General features: G+C 72.9%; 19 protein-coding genes. 11 read left to right on the forward strand and 8 right to left on the reverse strand.

All coding sequences use genetic code 11. From position 1 onward, the window contains the following. Positions 1-3: 3 nt before the first annotated feature. The 3 genes from ACZ3OF_RS14000 to lnt all read right to left on the reverse strand — a co-directional run bounded on the left by ACZ3OF_RS14000 (position 4) and on the right by lnt (position 3088). On the reverse strand, positions 4-870 hold the full coding sequence (locus ACZ3OF_RS14000; protein WP_361673106.1) for a 3-hydroxybutyrate dehydrogenase: 867 nt from the start codon (positions 868-870) through the stop codon (positions 4-6). A gap of 55 nt (positions 871-925) precedes the next feature. Then, complete coding sequence (locus tag ACZ3OF_RS14005; RefSeq protein WP_361673104.1) at positions 926-1408, reverse strand: NUDIX hydrolase; 483 nt, start codon at positions 1406-1408, stop codon at positions 926-928. A gap of 78 nt (positions 1409-1486) precedes the next feature. Further along, on the reverse strand, positions 1487-3088 hold the full coding sequence (gene lnt, locus ACZ3OF_RS14010; protein WP_467304679.1) for an apolipoprotein N-acyltransferase: 1602 nt from the start codon (positions 3086-3088) through the stop codon (positions 1487-1489). A gap of 236 nt (positions 3089-3324) precedes the next feature. Between lnt and ACZ3OF_RS14015 the strand changes: the two genes are divergently transcribed. Beyond that, positions 3325-4392 (forward strand): O-antigen ligase family protein, encoded by a 1068-nt coding sequence (locus ACZ3OF_RS14015; RefSeq protein WP_361673101.1) that lies wholly within the window; start codon positions 3325-3327, stop codon positions 4390-4392. A gap of 17 nt (positions 4393-4409) precedes the next feature. Here ACZ3OF_RS14015 and ACZ3OF_RS14020 read toward each other — a convergent pair whose 3' ends face one another. Continuing rightward, positions 4410-4994: a hypothetical protein gene (locus ACZ3OF_RS14020; RefSeq protein WP_361673099.1), complete on the reverse strand. Its 585-nt coding sequence runs from the start codon at positions 4992-4994 to the stop codon at positions 4410-4412. 64 nt (positions 4995-5058) lie between these two features. Further along, positions 5059-5844 (reverse strand): glutamate racemase, encoded by a 786-nt coding sequence (locus tag ACZ3OF_RS14025; protein WP_361673097.1) that lies wholly within the window; start codon positions 5842-5844, stop codon positions 5059-5061. A 58-nt stretch (positions 5845-5902) separates the two neighbouring features. Here ACZ3OF_RS14025 and ACZ3OF_RS14030 point away from each other — a divergent pair, with 58 nt between their 5' ends. After that, positions 5903-7183 carry a glycosyltransferase gene (locus ACZ3OF_RS14030; RefSeq protein ID WP_361673095.1) on the forward strand — a complete coding sequence of 427 codons (1281 nt, stop codon included), beginning with the start codon at positions 5903-5905 and terminating at the stop codon, positions 7181-7183. 19 nt (positions 7184-7202) lie between these two features. Here the strand turns inward: ACZ3OF_RS14030 and ACZ3OF_RS14035 are convergent, their stop codons facing one another. After that, positions 7203-8495: a TerD family protein gene (locus ACZ3OF_RS14035; protein ID WP_361673336.1), complete on the reverse strand. Its 1293-nt coding sequence runs from the start codon at positions 8493-8495 to the stop codon at positions 7203-7205. A gap of 265 nt (positions 8496-8760) precedes the next feature. On the opposite strand from ACZ3OF_RS14035, the gene ACZ3OF_RS14040 reads away from it, so the two are divergent. The 4 genes from ACZ3OF_RS14040 (at position 8761) to ACZ3OF_RS14055 (ending at position 13347) form a co-directional block, all read left to right on the forward strand. Beyond that, positions 8761-9231: a DUF6643 family protein gene (locus ACZ3OF_RS14040; RefSeq protein ID WP_361598041.1), complete on the forward strand. Its 471-nt coding sequence runs from the start codon at positions 8761-8763 to the stop codon at positions 9229-9231. Between the two features lie 36 nt (positions 9232-9267). After that, positions 9268-10092 carry an MOSC domain-containing protein gene (locus tag ACZ3OF_RS14045; protein ID WP_467304684.1) on the forward strand — a complete coding sequence of 275 codons (825 nt, stop codon included), beginning with the start codon at positions 9268-9270 and terminating at the stop codon, positions 10090-10092. Positions 10093-10242: 150 nt separating this feature from the next. Further along, positions 10243-10851, forward strand: coding sequence for an Rv1733c family protein (locus tag ACZ3OF_RS14050; RefSeq protein ID WP_361673091.1), 609 nt, complete (start codon positions 10243-10245; stop codon positions 10849-10851). A gap of 81 nt (positions 10852-10932) precedes the next feature. Then, the gene (locus ACZ3OF_RS14055) at positions 10933-13347 is read left to right on the forward strand and encodes a right-handed parallel beta-helix repeat-containing protein (RefSeq protein ID WP_467304686.1); all 2415 of its coding nucleotides are present in this window, start codon (positions 10933-10935) and stop codon (positions 13345-13347) included. Here the strand turns inward: ACZ3OF_RS14055 and ACZ3OF_RS14060 are convergent. Further along, complete coding sequence (locus ACZ3OF_RS14060) at positions 13317-15800, reverse strand: hypothetical protein (protein ID WP_361673087.1); 2484 nt, start codon at positions 15798-15800, stop codon at positions 13317-13319. The genes ACZ3OF_RS14055 and ACZ3OF_RS14060 overlap by 31 nt on opposite strands. A gap of 137 nt (positions 15801-15937) precedes the next feature. On the opposite strand from ACZ3OF_RS14060, the gene ACZ3OF_RS14065 reads away from it, so the two are divergent. Genes ACZ3OF_RS14065 through ACZ3OF_RS14075 form a run of 3 tightly spaced genes read left to right on the forward strand, consistent with a single transcriptional unit; the run spans position 15938 to position 17801 of the window. Beyond that, entirely contained in the window at positions 15938-16810 is an 873-nt protein-coding gene (locus tag ACZ3OF_RS14065) for a DeoR/GlpR family DNA-binding transcription regulator (RefSeq protein WP_467304689.1), read from the forward strand. Further along, positions 16807-17244 carry an SRPBCC family protein gene (locus ACZ3OF_RS14070; RefSeq protein WP_467304691.1) on the forward strand — a complete coding sequence of 146 codons (438 nt, stop codon included), beginning with the start codon at positions 16807-16809 and terminating at the stop codon, positions 17242-17244. The genes ACZ3OF_RS14065 and ACZ3OF_RS14070 overlap by 4 nt, the downstream gene beginning before the upstream one ends. A gap of 56 nt (positions 17245-17300) precedes the next feature. Then, positions 17301-17801 (forward strand): SRPBCC family protein, encoded by a 501-nt coding sequence (locus ACZ3OF_RS14075; protein ID WP_467304693.1) that lies wholly within the window; start codon positions 17301-17303, stop codon positions 17799-17801. Here ACZ3OF_RS14075 and cds1 read toward each other — a convergent pair. After that, positions 17761-18897 (reverse strand): L-cysteine desulfhydrase Cds1, encoded by a 1137-nt coding sequence (cds1, locus tag ACZ3OF_RS14080; RefSeq protein WP_361673078.1) that lies wholly within the window; start codon positions 18895-18897, stop codon positions 17761-17763. The genes ACZ3OF_RS14075 and cds1 overlap by 41 nt on opposite strands. Positions 18898-19073: 176 nt before the next feature. Here cds1 and ACZ3OF_RS14085 point away from each other — a divergent pair, with 176 nt between their 5' ends. Continuing rightward, complete coding sequence (locus ACZ3OF_RS14085; protein WP_361673076.1) at positions 19074-19433, forward strand: hypothetical protein; 360 nt, start codon at positions 19074-19076, stop codon at positions 19431-19433. Positions 19434-19638: 205 nt separating this feature from the next. After that, on the forward strand, positions 19639-20238 hold the full coding sequence (locus ACZ3OF_RS14090) for an ATP-binding protein (RefSeq protein WP_361673074.1): 600 nt from the start codon (positions 19639-19641) through the stop codon (positions 20236-20238). Positions 20239-20253 lie beyond the last annotated feature (15 nt).

A 20253-nucleotide genomic window follows, 5' to 3' on the forward strand; every position in this document is an offset into this window, starting at 1 on the left:
CCGTCAGTGCGCGGTCCAGCCGCCGTCGAGGGTCAGGGAGGTACCGGTGATGAAGGACGCCTGCGGGGTGCAGAGATACAGAACCGCTTCCGCGACCTCCTCCGGCTCGATCAGCCGCTTCAGCGCCGAGTCCTTGAGGAGGACGTCGGTCAGGACCCGCTCCGCCGGGATGCCGTGGGCAGTGGCCTGGTCGGTGATCTGCCGCTCGACCAGAGGCGTCCGCACATAGCCGGGGTTGACGCAGTTGGAGGTCACCCCGTGCGGGGCGCCTTCGAGGGCGGCGGTCTTGGAGAGCCCTTCGAGACCGTGCTTGGCGGACACATAGGCCGACTTGAAGGCGGAGGCGCGCAGCCCGTGGACGGAGGAGAGGTTGACGATCCGGCCCCAGCCCTGGGCGTACATGTGCGGCAGGGCGCCCCTGATCAGCCGGAAGGGCGCCTCCAGCATCACGGTGAGGACCGTGTGGAAGACGTCCGGCGGGAACTCCTCGATGGGGCGGACGAGCTGGATTCCGGCGTTGTTGACGAGGATGTCGGCGCCGGCGGCCGCCTGCTCGGCGGCGTCGAGGTCCGTGAGGTCCAGGGTCTGCGGCTCGACCGCGCCCGGCAGCCCGTCCGCCGCCTCGGCGAGCGCCTCCAGTCCGTCGGCCGCCCGGTCGACAGCTCTCACCCGGGCCCCCGCCGCGGCGAGCCGGAGCGCGCACGCCCGGCCGATGCCTCCGGCCGCACCGGTGACCAGCGCCGTGCGGCCGGCGAGGTCGAGCAGCACGGCGCCGGGCGCGGGGGCCGCTGCGGGGCTCTGCGCGGGAGCCTGGACAGGTGGTGCCGGTACCTGTGCCGGTACGGGCCCTGATGTGGTGGGGGCGCTCATGCTCCGCACCCTATGAAGCGCCTCAGCCTCAACCGATGTGTTCCGAACCCACACTTCAGCTGCTGGGCATGGGGTCGAACCATGTGGGTTCGTCGGCGAGCGCCTGTTCGATCCGGAAGTGCGAGAACCGCTTCATCGCCGGCAGGTCGTCCACGTCGAACCAGGCGACGTCCGTCGACTCCTCGTCGTTGACCCGGGCCTCGCCGCCGACCGCGCGGCAGCGGAACGAGACGTCCATGAACTGGCACCGGTCGCCGTTGGGGTAGACGACGGGCTTGCGCAGGGTCTGGACGATCACGACGCGCTCGACCTCGCAGCGCACCCCGGTCTCCTCGTACACCTCGCGTACGGCGCAGGCGGCCGGCTGCTCCCCGGGTTCGACGATGCCGCCGATGACGGACCAGAGGCCGTTGTCGGCGCGTCTGCCGAGCAGGACGCGGCCCTGGTCGTCGAAGACGACGGCGCTCGCGCCCGGGAGGAAGAGCAGCTGGTGGCCGATGCCGGCCCGGAGCTCGCGGATGAAGTCAGGAGTACCCATGGGCCGACCCTACGTCCCGGTGGATCAAGCTCTCTCGGCCGCCGGGCAGCCCGGGCTGCCGGCGCAGCGGCCGTCCGCTCAGGCGTCGCGGTTCCGGCGGGCGCGGACCGAGCGCAGCAGCGACCAGCCGAGTCCGGCCGCCGCCACGGCCACCAGGAGCGCCTCGGGCAGCGTGCCCATCCGCGTCGCGGGGGTCAGGGAGGAGCGCAGCGGCACCTGCTCGACCAGGACGTCCGGGGTGAACATCTGTGTCTGCTCAACGATCCGGCCGTCCGGCGCGATGATCGCGCTGACGCCGCTGGTGACCGGCACGACGACGGCGCGGCTGTGCTCGACCGCCCGGACCCGCGACATCGCGAGCTGCTGGTACGTCATCTCGCTGCGGCCGAAGGTGGCGTTGTTGCTCGGGACCGAGATCAGCTGGGCGCCGTGGGTGACGGTGTCGCGCACGGCCCAGTCGAAGGCCGCCTCGTAGCAGGTGGCGAGTCCGACCTTCGTACCGGCGAGGTCGAAGACGCCGATCTTGTTCCCGGGGCCGAAGTCACGGCTGACACGGTCCACGTTGCTGTTGAAGATCCTTACGAAGGACCGCATCGGGATGTACTCGCCGAACGGCTGGACGTGCCGCTTGTCGTAGGTGGTGACGGGGCCCTTCCGCGGGTCCCACTCGATGAGGGTGTTGCGCAGTTTGCCCGTCGGGGGCGCGACGACGGCGCCGATCACGGTCGGGGCGCCGATCTTCTTCACGGCCTGGTCGATGGCGTCCGCGGCATCGGGATTCGCGTACGGATCGATGTCGGAGGAGTTCTCCGGCCAGAGGACGAAGTCCGGCTGCGGCTCCTCCTTCCGCTCGACGGCCTCCGCGAGCTCCTCGGTACGGGCGACGTGGTTGTCGAGGACCGCCCGCCGCTGCGCGTTGAAGTCGAGTCCGAGACGCGGAACGTTTCCCTGGACGGCGGCGACGGTGGCCGTGCCGTCCTCGGCGGAGTCGTCGACGAGCGGCAGTGCGGCGAGGGCGCCGGTGACCGGGACGAGGACGGTGAGGGCCGCCGCGGCGAGCGGGCCGCGGGGGACGGTGCCGGTCGCGCGGTAGGCGCGGACCTGGCGGATCACCTCGTACAGTCCGAAGCCGCAGAGGGCGACGGCGAAGCCGAGCACGGGGGTGCCGCCGACCGCCGCGAGGGGCAGGAAGACGCCGTCGGCCTGGCCGAAGGCGATCTTGCCCCACGGGAAGCCGCCGAACGGGACACGCGCGCGTGCCGCCTCGGCGAGGATCCACACGGCCGCGGCGAACACCGGCCAGCCGGGGAGCCGGGAGACGGCAGCGATCCCGAGTCCGGCGGCGGCGACGAAGAGCGCCTCGACGGCCGAGAGCGCGATCCACGGGAACCTGCCGACCTCGGCTCCGGTCCAGATCAGCAGCGGCAGCAGGAAGCCGAGCCCGGCGAGGTACCCGAGGCCGAACCCCGCGCGCGCCCGACGGCCGCGCAGAGCCCAGCCGAGGAGGGCGAATCCCGGCAGCGCGAGCCACCACAGCGGGCGGGGCGGGAAGCTCAGAAAGAGCAGGACCCCGGCCAGCACGGCCGCGCCGGGCCGCACCAGGCGTCGCAGCCGGGCGGGACCGGTCTCGGGGGTGGCGGCGGGACCGGAGGCGTCGACGGGCGTCATGGTGGTGCTCACGTCGCGGAGTCTACGGCGCACACCCACGCCCCCAGCATGCCGGTCGGCGGCCCGCGCGGCCCGGCGCGCGGTCCCGGACGTCCCGGCCGAGGGACCGGTCAGGCCTGTGTGGGGCTACGGGCAAGGGTGGCCCTCACCCTTTCTTCACTCGTGCCGCAACGTTTCTGCGCATTCGCTCCCCAAATCCCGGCCCCACCGTTAGCGTGTCCGCCAGACGGAGCGGGGGGTCCACGGGGATGGCTGCATCTGCGGCTCAGGTGGCCGTCGTGCGCGAGCGCGGCCGCGCCGCGGACGTGGCCGGCGTGCTGGTCCTCGGCGCCTGCGTGCTCTGGTCGCTCGTCAGCGCGACAGGGCGGGACGCGCGCCCCGAGGGCGTCCTCCTCGCCGTCTTCGCGCTCACCGCCGGGTACGCCTGCGGCCGGATCTCCGGCACGCTGCTTCCGGTGTCCGCCGCCGCGGTGACCTCCCTCGCCGCTCTCGGCCTGGCGCTGACCTCCGGGCCCGGCATCCCGGGCGCCACGCCCTTCGGCTCCGTACCTCCCGGTCATACGGGAGCGGCCGTGGCCCTGCTCGTGCTCGCCGCCGGCGCGGCCTGCTGTGCGGCTTCGGCGGCGAGGTCGAGCTCCGGCCGGTTCGCGCTCCGGGCCCTCGCCCTGGCCGTGGCGGGGTCGGCGCTGGTGCTGGGCTCGGTGGCCGGATTCGTGGCCTCGATCGGCATACTGCTCTGCTCGCTCGCGGCGGTTCGGATGCGGCGCAGGCTCCTCGGGCTCGTGGGGCTCGCCCTGGCGACCGGTCTGGTCGTCGGGGCCTCGTGGGCCGTGGCGGAGGAGAGGCTGCCCGAGGGGCTCGCGTCCTCGCTGGAGAGCCGGCTGACCCCGCACCGGGTGCTGTTGTGGCAGGACGCGGTCGCGCTCACGAAGGAGAGCCCCGTACTGGGGGTGGGTCCGGACCGGTTCGGCGCGCTGAGCCCGACGGCCAGGGAGACGTTCTCCTCCGACGGCAAGCCCCATTCGGCCGCGCTCCAGCAGGCGGCGGAGCAGGGGGTGCCGGGGGTGGTCCTCCTGGGCGCGGCGTACGGCTGGCTGCTCTGGGGCCTGTGGTCCTCGCCCCGCACCACGGCGGTCGTTCTCACGGCCGGTGCCGGCCTGACGGCTCTGGCCGCCCTGGCCACGGTCGGCAACGCGCTGAGCTTCACCCCGGTGACGGCGGGCGCGGGACTCCTCGCCGGCCTGGCGACCGCCCGCGCCGCCCCGGCACAGTCCGGCCCGGCGGATTCGGCGGGTCCGGCGTATCCGGCGGACTGACGTCCGGCGGATACGCCTCAGGCGCTCGTCGGCTCGGTCGGGGTCCCCGGGCGGAGCCGGTCACGGATGACCCGTACACCGAGCTCGGCGTCGTCGACGGTGACCGTGAACGTACGGCCGTCGTCCATCCGAAGGATCAGGGCCTCGCCCCGGCGGACGATGACCGCCTTGCCCTTCTCGGGCCGCCAGCGGTACCCCCAGCCGCCCCACTCGTGGGGGGTGACCCTCGGGATGTAGTCGGCACCGACGACATGGGCGAGGAGGATGCGACGGCGCGGAACACCGATGTGGCCGCAGCGGACCTCCATGGCCTCGTCGTCCACCTTCACCTCGACGTGGACGAAGGCGAGCGTGCCGAAGAGCACGAGCAGGCCCGCCGCCACACAGCCGATCACGGCCATGAGCAGTGCGGCGATCCCGGAGGTCCACGCCGAGTCGACCGCCAGGGTGATGCCCAGGGCCATACAGGCGGCGCCGGCGACGGCCGCGACCCACTGCATACGGTTGGTGGCGCGACCGATCCACACCTTCGGCACCGGGGCGTCCTTGCCCAGGGGCCGCGGTTGCCGGGGATGCCGTGGATGCCGGGATTCGTCCCTCATGCGTCGAAGCCTACTCACGATCCGCTCGTGCGGCGCCTCTTGGACACCGCCCCCCGGGGGCCCGTCAGCGCGCGGCGGCCGCGGCCCGGAGAAGGCGCCCTTCGGCGTACTTCAGGGCAGCGGCCGTCAGTTCCCCGGTCCGGCCGCTGAGCAGTACGGTCAGGCCGCCGGACGGGGTCGCGTCAGGCTTCGGCTCGGCACCGATACGGCGCAGCGCCTGTGCTGCGACTGCCCCTGCGGAGCCGTGGAAAACCACCGGCGGCAGGTCGGCGGACTGCACGGCCGCGCGGATCCGTTCGGCGACGAGTTCGTAGTGGGTGCAGCCGAGGACCACGGCGCGCACATCGCGCGGGGTGAGCTTCGCGGCTGCCTCCACGGCCCGCTGCACGGCGTCGGCGTCCGCGTGCTCCACGGCGTCGGCGAGCCCGGGGCAGGGCACCTCGGTGACCTCGGCGCCGTCGGCGAAGTCACGGATCAGCCCGCGCTGGTACGGGCTTCCGGTGGTGGCCGGGGTCGCCCAGATGGCGACCTTGCCGCCGCCCGAGGCGGCCGGCTTGATCGCGGGCACGGTGCCGATGACCGGGATACGGGGTTCCAGCGCGGCTCGCAGCGCGGGGAGGGCGTGCACGGTGGCGGTGTTGCAGCCGACGATCAGCGCGTCGGGCTCCAGGGCCGCGGCCGCCCGGGCGACGGCCAGCGCGCGCTCGGTGAGGTCCTCGGGGGTACGCGGGCCCCAGGGCATGCCGTCGGGGTCGCTGGAGAGGACCAGATCCGCGTCCGGCCGCAGTCGGCGAACCGCGGCCGCTGCCGGGAGCAGGCCGATTCCGGAGTCCATGAGCGCGATCTTCACCCGATCACCCTAGCCGACCACCCTTGCGTCTCCGCCGATCTGGGGCAGACTGCGGCGAATGAGCGCCATTGCCTGGATCGCCATGGGTTCGCTGGCCGCCTGGGGGTGGCTGCTGCTGGGTCAGGGTTTCTTCTGGCGTACCGATCAGCGCCTGCCGTCGCCGTCCGGCCACGCGCGCGTGGAGCCGGAGGCGTGGCCTCGGGTCGCCGTCGTCGTACCGGCGCGGGACGAGGCGGAGGTGCTGCCGCTGAGCCTGCCGTCGCTCCTCGCCCAGGACTATCCGGGCGAGGCGGAGGTCCTGCTCGTGGACGACGGCAGTACGGACGGCACCGGGAAGCTGGCCGAGGAGCTGGCCCAGCGGTACGGCGGGCTGCCGCTGACGGTCACGTCCCCGGGCGAGCCCGAGCCGGGCTGGACGGGCAAGCTCTGGGCCCTGCGCCACGGCATCACCCTGGCCCGCACCCGGGGCCCCGATCCGCGCGGCGGGGGACCTCTCCACGCGGAGTCCGTCCGTCGCGAGGGCCTCCGTGCGGCCTCCGGCGGCGTCGGGCCCTGCCGGCCGGAGTTCCTGCTTCTGACGGATGCGGACATCGCTCACGAGCCGGACAGTCTGCGCCGATTGGTGGAGGCGGCGCTCGCGTGCGAGCTGGACCTGGTGTCCCAGATGGCCAGGCTGCGGGTCGCAAGCGTCTGGGAGCGGCTCGTCGTGCCCGCCTTCGTCTACTTCTTCGCCCAGCTCTATCCCTTCCGCTGGATCAACCGCCGCCACCGACCGCGCGCGACCGCCGCGGCCGGAGGCTGTGTGCTCCTGCGCACCGAGACGGCCGAGCGGGCACGGGTGCCCGAGTCCATCCGGCAGGCCGTGATCGACGACGTGTCCCTGGCCCGTGCGGTACGGCGGGCAGGTGGCCGGATCTGGCTGGGGCTGGCCGAGCGGGTGGACTCCGTCCGCCCCTATCCGCACCTCTCCGACCTCTGGCGGATGGTCTCGCGCAGCGCGTACGCCCAGCTCCGGCACAACCCCCTCGTGCTCGCGGGGACGGTCGCCGGGCTCGCGGTCGTCTATCTCGTTCCCCCGGTCTCCCTCGCGGTCGGCCTGTTCGGCGGGGACGCGGTCGCCGGGTGGGCGGGCGGGATCGCGTGGGCGGTGATGGCGGGGACTTACCTCCCCATGCTCCGCTACTACCGGCAGCCCCTCTGGCTCGCGCCCACCCTTCCCCTCACCGCCCTGCTCTACCTCTTCATGACGGTGGATTCGGCGGTGCAGCACTATCGGGGCAGGGGCGCCGCCTGGAAGGGGCGGACCTATGCCCGCCCCGAGGCCGCGCCGGACCGCTGACGCGCCGGACGCGGGCGGCTCACTTGACGGCGGGGGTCCAGGTGAGTCCCCAGCCGTACGCCTCGTCGGCCGTCTGCTGCATGGAGATCCCGGGCTCGTGCACGAGGAACCTGGCCTCGCGCCGTACGACGAGGTCTCCGTCCTCCTGGGTGATGAGCGCGAGCGCGCACGTCCGCGCCGGGACGGTGCACTCGTCGAGCGAGAACTCGACGGGGGCGCCGCCGGACGGCTGGAGGGTCACGGTCGCGTGCAGACCGGCGAAGTCGCTCGCGCCCTGATAGATGACGACGAAGAAGAGGAGCCGGCGGAACTGGTCCTTGTGGTCGAGGTTCACGGTGAGGTTCTCGCCCTCGGCGCGGGCGCCCGTGCGGTCGTCCGCGTCGAGCTGGATGTACGGCGGCTCGTGCAGCGCGCCGAAGCCCTCGAGGGCCTGCACCACACCCTTCCTGCCGTCCGCCAACTCGTAGAGGACGCACAGGTCGAGATCGAGACCGCCCGCGGCCTGTGCCGTCCCCGCACCCCGACGGCGGCCGAGGCCCCAGCGTCTGGCGGGGGCGTCGTCCGTCTTCTCCGCGCGCAGCTCCCAGTTGAGGTTCACCCGCATCACGCCACCGGTCGTGCCGACGTCCTTGGTGAGGGAGACCGTCGGGGACTCCTTCGTGAGGGTGACCTTGGTGAGCCGCACGGGCTGCCCGGCGGCGACGGGTGCGGGCGCCGCGGGCGGCTCGACGGCCGGTGCCGTGACCACGGCCGCCGGTGACCCGCCGACGGGCTCGTCGGCCTCCGGCTCCTCGACGGATATGCCGTAGTCCGTGGCGAGCCCCGCGAGGCCGGAGTCGTAGCCCTGCCCCACCGCCCGGAACTTCCAGCCGCCGTCGCGGCGGTAGAGGTCCCCGAGCACGAAGGCGGTCTCGACGGTCGCGTCCGCGCTGTCGTAACGGGCCAGCTCCGCTCCTCCGTCCGCGTCCAGGACCCGGACGAACAGTCCAGGCACACGTCCGAAGTCGCCGCCGTCCGCCGAGGCCGCGACGACGATCCGCTCGACCTCCGGCTCCACGCCGTCCAGGTCGACGACGAGCACATCCGTGACGAGGCCGTCGGCACCCTCCGCCGAGGACTTGCCCGCGTGCCGTACCGCCCCCGAGGCGTGCGTCGGCCGGTTGTAGAAAACGAAGTCGGCGTCGGAGCGCACTTTCCCCGACACAAGGAGTAGCGCCGACGCATCTACGTCCGGCACTCCGTTCCCTGAACGCCAGCCCAATTCCACGCGCACGCCGCGCGCCGACACCGGAACATTGGCCCCTTTAAGCATGAACATGCTCGCCCCCCAACCCGGCTTCCGCGTATCAAGATTTCTTTACGTCAAGCTAATGCCGGACACGGCGGCCGCGTCGGGCGACCCGCGGGTAACCCCCTCCTCAGCTCGCCTTTTCAAGATCGACGGCCGATCGGGGCTTCTGAGCGCGACCGTTTTTGTCACGTTCGCTCGCATTGTGGATCGACAGTCACTCAGAACCCGTCAAACAACCCTCTTATCGGGCTCCCCAACCAGCACATCGTGGGCTTAACTTATGGCCATGACCTCCCCCCGCTCCACCTACGGAGGCGGTTACTACACCGCGCCGTCGTTCCCCGACACCCCGATCTACGACTCCCTGGTCGCGGAGCGGGGCACGCCTCAGATCGCCCCGATCCGAGTGCCTGCCGCGTACGACACCGGCAACAGCTACCTGCCGGCGTTGCCCGCGGCTCTGCCCGCCCTCCCGGCGGCACCCAGCCCCGCCCCCTCCTACGGAGGCGGTGGCTCGTACGGCTACCCGCAGCCGACGCCGCAGATGGCCCCCGTGCCGCTGCAGCACGCTCCGGCGCCGTACATCCCTCAGCAGCCCGCCGCGCCGCGCGGATACCCGGGGATGCAGCAGCCGCAGCCGCAGCGGCCGATGTCCACGGGGTACGAGGCGATGCGCCCGGCGGCCGCTCGGCCCGCCCCGGCCCCCGCTCCGTACCAGGACCCCTACAACCGCCCCTACCAGGGCCAGGGGTACTGACAGACGCGTGCGCGGAGCGGCTGGCAGGATGGCGGTATGCCGAATCCTCGCCTGCGCTCCGTCCACATCCACCCGGTCAAGGCGCTGCGCGGGTACGCGCCCGCCGAGGCGGAGGTCGAGCCATGGGGACTGGCCGGTGACCGCCGCTGGACCGTCGTGGACGCGTCGGGCAAGGTCGTGACCCAACGCCGCCATGCGCGGATGACGTTGGCCTCGGCGGAGTCGCTGCCCGGCGCCGGCATCAGGGTGTCCGCGCCCGGCCTGCCCGCGCTGTCGATCGAGGTGCCACGGCCGTCGGCCACGATCCGGGTGGACGTCTTCGACACTCCGGTGGAGGCGGTCCCGGCCGGACCGGCGGCCGACGCCTGGTTCAGCGCGTTCCTGGAGACGGAGGTCCGGCTCGTCCACATGGACGACCCGGCGCGCCGGCGTCCGATCGATCCGACCTACGCCCTGCCCGGCGAGACGGTGAGCTTCGCGGACGGCTATCCGCTCCTGGCCACCACCACCTCTTCCCTCGACGCCCTCAACTCGCTGATCGCCCAGGGGGATCACGCCGACGAGGGCCCGCTGCCGATGAACCGCTTCCGCCCGAACGTCGTCATCGAGGGGACCGCGCCCTGGGCCGAGGACGGCTGGAGCCGGCTCGCCATCGGCGAGGTCATGTTCCGGGCGGCGAAGTCCTCCGGCCGCTGCGTCGTGACCACGACCGACCAGCTCACCGGCGAGCGCGGCAAGGAGCCCCTGCATACGCTCGCCGAGCACCGCAGGCAGGGAAGCAAGCTGATCTTCGGCCAGAACCTGGTACCGGAGCACCCCGGCACGATCCGCGTCGGCGACGAGGTCAAGATCCTCGACTGACCGCACGCGCCCACCCCCGCCATCATCCGCACGCAGCGTCACGGACACGCACTCACGAGCGATCGCGTCACACTTCCGCGTCCCGGCAGGCGGGGAACCCGCCCCCGGGGCAGACTCGTTGAGAGAGCGGGAACGACGAGGGGGTGTGGCGTGCGCGCAGCCATCGGAGTCTGGCGCTGGCGGCACAACCCCCTGCGCCGGACCACGGACCTGATCGAGGCATGGGTCGCGCTCGCCGCGGTCGTGCTCCTCGTCCTCGCCGTCCCGGCCGCGGGCTGGATCTCCGGCTCGCGCACCGACGACTCCCTCCAGCGCGCGGTCCAGGCCCAGAACCGGCAACGGGCGGCGACGACGGCCCGGGTGATCCGGCTCGCCGACACCCCGTCCCCGGGCATGCAGAACCCCGAGTCCGCGGGGGAGCAGCCCGCCCGCCGCGCCGTCGTGGCGACCTGGACCGCCCCGGACGGAACGTCCCGTACGGGCACGGTGGCCACCCGACGTGAACTGTCCGATCCGGGCGACACCTTCCGGCTGTGGACCCACCGCGACGGGCGCCCGGCGACCGCTCCGATGCTCCCGGAGACCGCACGCTCCCACGCGATCATCGTGGGGCTGCTCGCGGCGACCCTGGCCGCGGTCTTCGTGGAGGCGGCGAGGAGACTGGTCGTACGCCGGCTCACGCACCGGCGGTACGAGCGTCTCGACCGCGCATGGGCCAAGGCCGGTCCCGACTGGGGCCGTACGGGCGCGGGCAGCTGACCCGTCAACCCGGCGGCGCCGCGCGCGCTACGGTGGGGCATCGGATCAGCAGCACGCATGAGGCGGGGGCAGAACACACCCATGGCACAGGGCACGGTCCAGGTGACGCACACCGGCACATCGCGGTGGCGGCGCCGCACGGGCGAGTACGCCTCCCTCGCCGCAGCCCTGGAGGCGGCCGGGGACGGCGACGTCCTCACCGTCGCGCCCGGCACGTACCGGGAGAACCTCGTCATCCAACGGGCGGTCACGCTGCGGGGTCCCGAGGGCGGGATCGGCTCCGTCCGGATCGCGCCCGTGGACGGCGTGCCGCTGACCGTACGGGCCTCGGCGACCGTCCAGGATCTGCACGTGGAGGGGCAGGACTCCGCCGCACCGGCGCTGCTCGTCGAGGACGGCACCCCCGAGCTGCTCGATCTGCGGATCGTGACCCGCTCGGCCGCCGGCCTGGAGGTCCGGGGCGCGGCCCGCCCCACCGTCCGCCGCTGCACCGTCGACAATCCGGCGGGCGTCGGCATCGCCGTACTCGACGGCGCGGGCGGGGTGTTCGAGGAGTGCGAGATCGTGGCGGCCGGCCAGTCCGGCGTCTCGGTGCGCGGCGGCGCCCATCCGCGCCTGGAGCGCTGCCGGGTCCATCACGCCTCCGGCGCCGGGATCTCCGTGACCGGCGAGGGCAGCGGCCTGGAGGGCATCGGCTGCGAGGTGTACGAGATCAAGGGCACCGGTCTCCAGATCGCGTCGCGTGCCACCGCGCACCTCACCGACTCCTCGGTGCACCGGACCTCGGCCGACGGCATCACGCTCGACACCGACGCGGTGCTCACCCTCTCCGACTGCGACATCCACGACATCCCGGAGAACGCGGTCGATCTGCGTTCGCGCTCGGTGCTGACGCTGACTCGCTCGACGGTGCGCCGCTTCGGCCGCAACGGGCTCTCGGTGTGGGACCCGGGCACGCGCGTGGACGCCAACCAGTGCGAGATCCACGACAGTACGGGCGACTATCCGGCGGTCTGGATCAGCGACGGCGCCACCGCCGTCCTCGACGCGTGCCGGGTGCACGACGTGCCGGACGCGCTCTTCGTGCTCGATCGCGGCTCGCGCGTCGATGTCGTCGACAGCGATCTGTCGCAGGTGCGGAACACGGCGGTGTCGGTCAGCGACGGCGCGACCGCGCAGCTCGACGACTGCCGCATCCGCGAGGCGTCCACCGGCGCCTGGTTCCGGGACCACGGCAGCGGCGGGACGCTCGGGGGATGCACGATCGACGCCGTGCAGACCGGCGTGATCGTCACCAAGGGCGCCGACCCGACGATCGAGCGGTGCACGGTCACCTCGCCCGCCGAGGCCGGGTTCTACGTGTCCGCGGAGGGGCGGGGCTCCTTCCACGGCTGCCGGGTGACCGGGAGCGGCGGCTACGGCTTCCATGTGATGGACGGCTGCCGCACGACGCTGCGCAAGTGCCGTACGGAGCGGTGTGCGCGCGGCGGGTACGAGTTCCCGGAGGACGGCCCGGTCGCGGAGGACTGCACGAGCGACGAGAGCGCGGTGCGTACGCCGCCGGCCGCCGGCACCGGCGCCGTACTGACGGCGACGCAGTCGGGTGGGCTGCTCGGTACGGTTCCCGCGCCGCGCTCCTCCGTCGTCCCGCCGGTCGCCCCCGCCCCCGAGCCGGCTCCCGAGTCGCGCTCCTCGCAGGACGTGCTCGGCGAACTGGACGCGCTGGTGGGCCTGGAGAGCGTCAAGCACGAGGTGCGGACGCTCACCAACATGATCGAGGTCGGCCGCAGACGGCAGGAGGCGGGCCTCAAGGCGGCCTCGGTACGCCGCCATCTGGTCTTCACCGGCAATCCGGGCACGGGAAAGACGACGGTGGCCCGGCTGTACGGCGAGATCCTCGCCTCGCTCGGCGTCCTGGAGCGGGGCCATCTGGTCGAGGTCTCCCGGGTCGACCTGGTCGGCGAGCACATCGGCTCGACCGCGATCCGTACGCAGGAGGCGTTCGACCGGGCGCGAGGCGGGGTGCTCTTCGTCGACGAGGCGTACGCGCTGTCGCCGGAGGACTCCGGCCGGGACTTCGGGCGTGAGGCGATCGACACGCTGGTGAAGCTGATGGAGGACCACCGGGACGCGGTGGTGGTGATCGTCGCCGGGTACACGGCGGAGATGGAACGCTTCCTGACGGTCAACCCCGGCGTGGCGTCCCGTTTCTCACGGACCATCACCTTCAGCGACTACGTGCCGGACGAGCTGCTGCGGATCGTGGGGCAGCAGGCGGACGAGCACGAGTACCGGCTCGCCGACGGCACGGACGAGGCGCTGCGGAAGTACTTCACCGAGCTGCCCAAGGGACCGGCGTTCGGCAACGGCCGTACGGCTCGCCAGACGTTCGAGTCGATGGTGGAGCGGCACGCGGGCCGGGTCGCCGCGCTCGCCGACGCGAACACGGACGACCTGACGCTCCTCTATCCGGAGGACCTGCCCGAACTCCCCTGATCCGCCCGCTCGTTCGCGCCGCCTCGTTCGTCACCATCACCGTCACCGTCACGCTGGCGCGGCAGGGCGGGCGGCAACCGGTCGAGGAGTACGGACCGTTCGGCGGCGAAGGCGGGATCGGCCTGGTAGTCGGAGTGGCCCAGAATCGGTTCGGGCAGCGGGTGTGCGGGGGTTCGGCCGTAGGCGACCGGGTCGAGGAGCACGGCGCTGTCGACGGCCGGCTTCTCCCCGGAGGCGGGCACCCGTACGGGCCCGCCTATGGGGTCGGTGGCCCGGTAGAGATTGCTCCAGCAGTGGATCGTTCCGTAGAGGGCGCGCAGCGGTCCGGGGCCGAAGTAGGCGGGGAACCAGCGCCCGTACAGCCGCTCCAGCGGAGATCCGTACGTCAGCAGCGCGACGCGGCTCCGGGTCGCCGGCGGCAGCTGCCAGACGGCGGCCGCGGCGAGGACACTGCCCTGCGAGTGGCCGGAGATGACGAGCCGGCCGCCGGTGTGCCGGGTCCAGGAGCTCATGCGCCAGGTGAGGTCCGGGACCGCCCGTTCGGCGTAACAGGGCGGGGCGAAGGGGTGCGCGGCGCGCGGCCAGAAGGTGCCGACGTCCCAGAGGATGCCGATCGTACGGCGGGCGGACGCGTCCTTGTACGCGCGGCGGCCCCAGGTGACGAAGAGCAGGAAGCCGAAGCCGATCATCCAGGAACCGAGGGCCTGGGCGGTGGCGGCGGCGGACGCGAGGGCGGGATGGGCGCCGTCGAACGCCCGGCCGGGGACGTTGCCACTGGCCCACGCTCCCGCCACGGAGCCCGCGCCGAGCAGCAGGGTGGCGCCGGACACCGTGCCGACGAGCGCGGGGGCGGCGTCGGTGAGGGAGGCGGTGGCGCGGGTGGCGGCGATCCGTCCCGTACGGACGGGGTCCGGGTCCTGCGTACCGTAGTCGGCCTCGACGGCGGGTCCGAGACGGCGTGCGGAGCGGGCGGTCCGTACGACGAGGAGGGCGGCGGGGGCGAGGAGCAGCAGGAGCAGGACGGGGATGACGGACGCCTGCCAGCTGAGCAGCACGGGCGGGGCGACGGTCGAGCCCGCGCCCATACCGGGTGTGGGCCGCCCGTCCAGCCAGTCGGCGACGCGCTGGGCCACGCCGCCGGACATCACGCCGCCCAGCGCGCAGGCGAGCATGGCGACCGCGGGGCCGCCGAGGCCGTGCAGGGCGGTGCGGGGATCGTGGCGGCGGCGGTGCAGGAGGAGGGCGACCCCGCCGAGGGCGACGACGAGGCCGCCTTGGGCGAGCGTCAGGACACCGAAGGTGGCGTTGCCGGGCAGCGTGCCGCCGGAGCGCCAGCCGGGGCGGGACCAGCCGGCGTGCAGGACGGCGAGGGCGAGCAGCATCAGGGACGTGCAGGGGAGCCAGGAGACCAGGGCCCGTTCGAGGCGCAGGTCGAGGCGCTTCTCGCTGCGGCCGCGGCGGCAGACGACCCAGAGGACGACGGCGGCGAGGACGACGTAGGCCGTCTGGAGGGACCGGCCGAGGGCGTCGAGCAGGACGCCGGAGGCCTCACGGTCGTGGCGGGCGGCCGCTCCGGTGACGGCGGCGGCGACGGTCAGGAACCCGGCGGCGGTGTGGGCGGCGCGGAGCCGCGCGACGAGGCGCCGGCCGAACCAGAAGCCGGGCCGTCCGAGGGCGGGGCGCATGTCGGCGGCGGGGTTTCCGGCGTCCGGGGCCTCGGCCTCGGTTTCGGCGTGCTCGGGCTCGGCGTGCTCGGCTTCGGCGGGGTCGGCTTCGCCCCGGGTCTCCTCGGCCGGGTCCGCGTAGGCGTCCTCGTCGTAGCCGGTGGGCGGGCGCTGGGCTTCGTACGCGCTCCATGTCCGGTTGGAGAGGTACCAGAGCAACCCGACCAGCGCCGCCGGGATCACGGCGGCGAGCGCGAGCCTGCGGCCCGGCTGCGACCACCAGCCGCCCCGCTCGGCCGAGAGGAAGCCGAGCCATGAACGGTCCTGCGCGCAGACGGCCGAGCCCGCGCACTGCCAGGCCGTCAGATCGAGCGCGACCTCGCAGGCGGCGGCCGTGAGCAGCACCGTGAGGGTGAGCGCCACGAGCCGCACCAGCATGCCGTACGCCCTGACCAGCCGGGGGTGTCCCTTCGCCGGCGGGCGCATCCAGTGGGCGAGGTTGGCGACCATGAAGGGCAGGAGCAGCAGCCACAGGGCGCGGGCGCCGTTGCCGGAGGTGAGGTTGGACCAGACGTACGCCTCCGGAACCGGCCGTTCGGCGTAGCGCTCGGGGTGGTTCTCGGCGTCGGCGTCGTCGGTACGGCGGTGCACCGCGGCGGTCGTGTCGCCGGTGACCCGTACCGTGCGCGGATCGCCCAGCATGTCCTGAGGGGTGGCTCCGCCCACGCCGTGGACGAGAAGCTCGAGCGCCGCGCCACCGCTCTTCGGGGCGGGTGTGGCAGGGGGCACTTCGGTGTCTCACTCTCTGGGTGGGAGGATTCGACGGCAGGCAATCAGGATCGCGGAAGGCCGTGCGCCGGTGCACGGGCTCTCACGGAATCCGCCCTCCATTCCCCCAGTTCCCTTCGGAAGGATCGGCCCCTGTGGTGAGCGACCATCAGAATCTTCTCGCTGAGCAGCGGCGCGCACTCATTCTGGACGAGGTGCGGCGGCGCGGTGGTGTCCGCGTCAACGAGCTGACGCGGCGGCTCAACGTCTCGGACATGACGATCCGCCGGGACCTGGACGCGCTGGCACGTCAGGGAGTCGTCGAGAAGGTGCACGGCGGAGCGGTGCCGTTGGTCGAGACCAGTTCGCACGAGCCCGGATTCGAGGCCAAGTCGGCGCTCGAGCTGAGCGCGAAGGAGGAGATCGCCCGGACGGCGGCCCGGATGGTGGCGCCGGGTTCGGCGATCGCGCTGTCGGGCGGTACGACGACGTACGCCCTGGCCCAGCACCTCCTCGACGTGCCGGATCTGACGGTCGTGACCAACTCGGTCCGGGTCGCCGATGTCTTCCACACGGCGCAGCAGGCCGGCACGGCGGGCGAGGGGACGCGGCCGGGCGCGGCGACGGTCGTGCTCACGGGCGGGGTGCGGACCCCTTCGGACGCGCTGGTGGGGCCGGTGGCCGACCAGGCGATCCGTTCGCTCCACTTCGATGTGCTGTTCCTGGGGGTGCACGGCATCTCGGTGGAGGCGGGGCTCTCGACGCCGAATCTCGCGGAGGCGGAGACGAACCGGCGTCTGATGCGCTCGGCCCGCAGGGTGATGGTGGTCGCGGACCACACGAAGTGGGGGACGGTGGGCCTGAGTTCGTTCGCTCGGCTCGACGAGGTGGGCACGCTGGTGACGGACGCGGGTCTGTCGCGGCAGACCCGGGCGGACATGGCGGAGCACCTGCCGGACCTGGTGGTGGCCGGCGAGGACACCGACGAGGACGGGGACCGGGGCCGGGACGAGGCGGGCGACGAGGGGTGAGCCTCTTCCGCGTCGAGCGCCTCTCGGAGCTGCCGGTGGAGGAGGTGTGGCGGCGGCTGACCGACTTCGCCGCGCATGGCCGGCTGGTTCCGCTCACCCGGAGCCGGGTGCTCTCCCCCGGGCCGACGGGGGTGGGGACGCGGTTCGTGGCCCGTACCGGCGTCGGGCGTCTCTCCTTCGACGACCCGATGGAGGTGGTGGCCTGGGAGCCCCCCGGACCCGGACGGCCGGGTAGGTACCGACTGGAGAAGCGGGGGCGCGTGGTGCTCGGTCGGGCGGAGATCGAGGTGTACGAGACCCCTGGTGGCGGCGCCCGCGCCGTATGGGTCGAGGAGTTGCGCCTCCGTGGGGTCCCCGGCGCGCTCGATCCCGTACTGGCGCTGGCCGGGCGGAGGGTGTTCGGCCGGGCTCTGGACGGACTCCTGGGCAACTGACGATACGTCAGCTAGGGTGTGCGGACCTCAGATCCGCGCCTCGGGAGGGACGGTCCATGGATCGCCGACTCAGCCTCGTGGAGCTCGACTTCGCCGCCACCGCGCCGGTACGGCTGGTGTTCACGGCCGAGGTGGCGGCGCCGCCCTCCGCCGTGTTCCGCTCGCTCGCGGTGGAACTGGGCTCCATGCCCTCCTGGTTCAGGGCGGTCGCCTCCGCGGCCCCGACCGGCGGCGGCACGGGTCGCACGGTCCGGCTGCGGGGTGGGGTGACGTTCCGGGAGACGATCCTCGCCCAGGACCCGGACACCCGCTACGCGTACCGCATCGACGAGACCAACGCCCCGGGCGTCAGCGCCATGGTGGAGGACTGGGTCCTGTCCCCCGCCGGCTCGGGGACCCGGGTCCGCTGGACGATGGCGGTCGACGGCACGGCGCCGTACCTGTTCGCGATGCGGCTGGCCCGCCCTGGCGTGGGCAGGTCCTTCCGCGACGCGATGCGGCGCCTCGACCTGCGGCTCACTCCGGCCAGACACCCGTCGCCAGGAACCGGTCGATAACGGCGGCGTAGGGCGCGACGTCCAGGCCCTGTCCGGCCAGCCAGGCGTCGGAGTAGTACTTGTCGAGGTAGCGGTCGCCCGGGTCGCAGATGAGGGTCACGACGCTGCCGGTACGGCCCTGCTCGACCATTTCGGCGACGATCTTCAGCGCGCTCCACAGGCCCGTGCCGGTGGAGCCGCCCGCCTTGCGGCCGATGGCGCCTTCCAGGGCGCGGACGGCGGCCACGCTCGCGGCGTCCGGGACCTTCATCATCCGGTCGATGGCGCCCGGCACGAAGCTGGGCTCCATCCGGGGTCTGCCGATGCCCTCGATGCGCGAACCGCAGTCGGAGGTCGCGTCGGGGTCGTTCTTCGTCCAGCCGTCGAAGAAGCAGGAGTTCTCCGGGTCGGCGACGCAGATGCGCGTGTCGTGCTGCATGTAGTGCACGTAGCGGGCGATCGTCGCGGACGTGCCGCCGGTGCCCGCGGTGGCGACGATCCACGCCGGCTCGGGGTACCGCTCCAGCCTCAGCTGCTGGTACATCGACTCGGCGATGTTGTTGTTGCCCCGCCAGTCGGTGGCCCGCTCGGCGTAGGTGAACTGGTCCATGTAGTGCCCGCCGGTCCGCTCGGCGAGCGCCGCGGACTCCTCGTACATCGTGCGGGAGTCGTCGACGAAGTGACACCGACCGCCGTGGAACTCGATCAGGCGACACTTCTCGGCGCTCGTCGTACGGGGCATCACCGCGATGAACGGCACACCGATCAGCTTCGCGAAGTACGCCTCGGAGACGGCCGTCGAGCCGCTGGAGGCCTCGATGACGGGCTTGCCGGGCCGGATCCAGCCGTTGCACAGGCCGTAGAGGAAGAGGGAGCGGGCGAGGCGGTGCTTGAGACTGCCGGTGGGGTGGGTCGACTCGTCCTTGAGGTAGAGGTCGATGCCCCACGACTCGGGGAGCGGGAAGCGCAGCAGATGGGTGTCGGCGGAGCGGTTGGCGTCGGCCTGCACCTTCCGGACCGCCTCTTTCAGCCAGGCGCGGTACGCCGGGTCGCTGTGGTCGACGTCGACGGTCGCGACCGCGACCGCGGCATGCGCCGTGTTCTCCGTGGTGCTCATACGTCCTTCTCCTCGTCCGGCCCGGCAGATCCCCCACTGCCGACGATAACTCCCCCACCTGCACAAACGTTCGCTTTGGGGCTCCATAGGAGTCCCTTGCAGCAGGGGCCTCTGGTGCCGTCGCGGCCCGCCCGGCACACTGGACGGAACAACCGGTGCGAAGGGGGCGGATCGAAATGGCGGAGCGCGAGGCGTCCTGGCCCGAGGCGACGGAGCCCGGGACTGCGAAGCCTGAGTTCACGGCCACGGGCGTACGGATCGAGCGCTGGCCGCGCTCGTTGACGCGGGCCGGCGAGGTCCGGATCGAGGATGGCCGACTCTCCCTGTTGACGAGTTACGGCAGTGAGATCGACAGTGCCCCCGTGGCATCGGTGCGGGCCGGGCGCCCCTGGTTCGCGAAGCCGGACGAGACGGTGGCGACCGTGAACGGCACGCGCTACCGGCTGACCATGGACGGACCCGCCCGCGGGCCCCGCGACCGTGCGTCCGGGCCCGGCGGATTCCTCGAAGCCCTGAAGCGCGCGGCCAAGCGCTGACGACGACGCCGTGAGGCGCTGAGACACCGGTGACCTGCGGAAGGTCTCCGCGAGTTGCGGGCCGGTCACCACTGGTTCACCCTGGAACCACCTCACTGAGGGTTCACCGGCGGTGACGCTGTGATCCAGCCCGCCGCCCTGCTGTACGCATGACAGATCCGAATCTTCGTCTTCTTCCGGACCTCAACTTCGGGGAGTCGCAGCCGTGATCAGCGAGCCAAGCAGGCACTGCACGGTGGAGCTCCAGGCCCTGCCGTCGCGGATCGGTCAGGTCCGCAGGATCGTATCGGCGCATCTGCGCTACTGGCATCTCGATGCGTTGATCGACCATGCGGCGCTCGGTGTGACCGAGCTGCTGACCAATGTTCACCGGCACGCACAGCCGGACAAGATGTGCACCGTCGAGATCGAGCTGCTGCTCGACCGGCTCACCGTCTCGGTCCACGACCACGACCCGCGGATACCGGACGTCGACTGCCGGTCGGGGCGCACGGTCCCCCACAACATCGACGATTTCGCCACCTCGGGCCGCGGTCTGGCCATCATCGAGGCCGTCAGCGAGAGCTGGGGCATCCGCCCGCACGACAGCGGGAAGGTCGTCTGGTTCACCCTGCCGGCCCCGCTGCCCGCGGTCACCGTGCCGCCCCGCTCGCACGCCGTGTACGGCGCGACCACCGACGGCCCGTTCGTCGGCCACACCCGCTTCCGTGGTGCGCACGCCACGAGCCTCGAGGGCGTCCCGTTCGGCGCTCCCCAGGAACCGGCCCGCGCCCCGGCGGTCGCCCGTTCAGCCCTGGCGGGCTGAACGGACGACCGAGGG

The organism is Streptomyces sp. NPDC022552 (genome assembly GCF_055561875.1).

What these genes read in the sequence shown, in the direction of transcription:
- ACZ3OF_RS14000 (WP_361673106.1), bottom strand. Translation starts at nt 870, where the DNA reads ATGAGCGCCCCCACCACATCAGGGCCCGTACCGGCACAGGTACCGGCA.
- ACZ3OF_RS14005 (WP_361673104.1), bottom strand. Translation starts at nt 1,408, where the DNA reads ATGGGTACTCCTGACTTCATCCGCGAGCTCCGGGCCGGCATCGGCCAC.
- ACZ3OF_RS14015 (WP_361673101.1), top strand. Translation starts at nt 3,325, where the DNA reads ATGGCTGCATCTGCGGCTCAGGTGGCCGTCGTGCGCGAGCGCGGCCGC.
- ACZ3OF_RS14020 (WP_361673099.1), bottom strand. Translation starts at nt 4,994, where the DNA reads ATGAGGGACGAATCCCGGCATCCACGGCATCCCCGGCAACCGCGGCCC.
- ACZ3OF_RS14030 (WP_361673095.1), top strand. Translation starts at nt 5,903, where the DNA reads ATGAGCGCCATTGCCTGGATCGCCATGGGTTCGCTGGCCGCCTGGGGG.
- ACZ3OF_RS14035 (WP_361673336.1), bottom strand. Translation starts at nt 8,495, where the DNA reads ATGCTTAAAGGGGCCAATGTTCCGGTGTCGGCGCGCGGCGTGCGCGTG.
- ACZ3OF_RS14040 (WP_361598041.1), top strand. Translation starts at nt 8,761, where the DNA reads ATGACCTCCCCCCGCTCCACCTACGGAGGCGGTTACTACACCGCGCCG.
- ACZ3OF_RS14045 (WP_467304684.1), top strand. Translation starts at nt 9,268, where the DNA reads ATGCCGAATCCTCGCCTGCGCTCCGTCCACATCCACCCGGTCAAGGCG.
- ACZ3OF_RS14055 (WP_467304686.1), top strand. Translation starts at nt 10,933, where the DNA reads ATGGCACAGGGCACGGTCCAGGTGACGCACACCGGCACATCGCGGTGG.
- ACZ3OF_RS14075 (WP_467304693.1), top strand. Translation starts at nt 17,301, where the DNA reads ATGGATCGCCGACTCAGCCTCGTGGAGCTCGACTTCGCCGCCACCGCG.
- cds1 (WP_361673078.1), bottom strand. Translation starts at nt 18,897, where the DNA reads ATGAGCACCACGGAGAACACGGCGCATGCCGCGGTCGCGGTCGCGACC.
- ACZ3OF_RS14085 (WP_361673076.1), top strand. Translation starts at nt 19,074, where the DNA reads ATGGCGGAGCGCGAGGCGTCCTGGCCCGAGGCGACGGAGCCCGGGACT.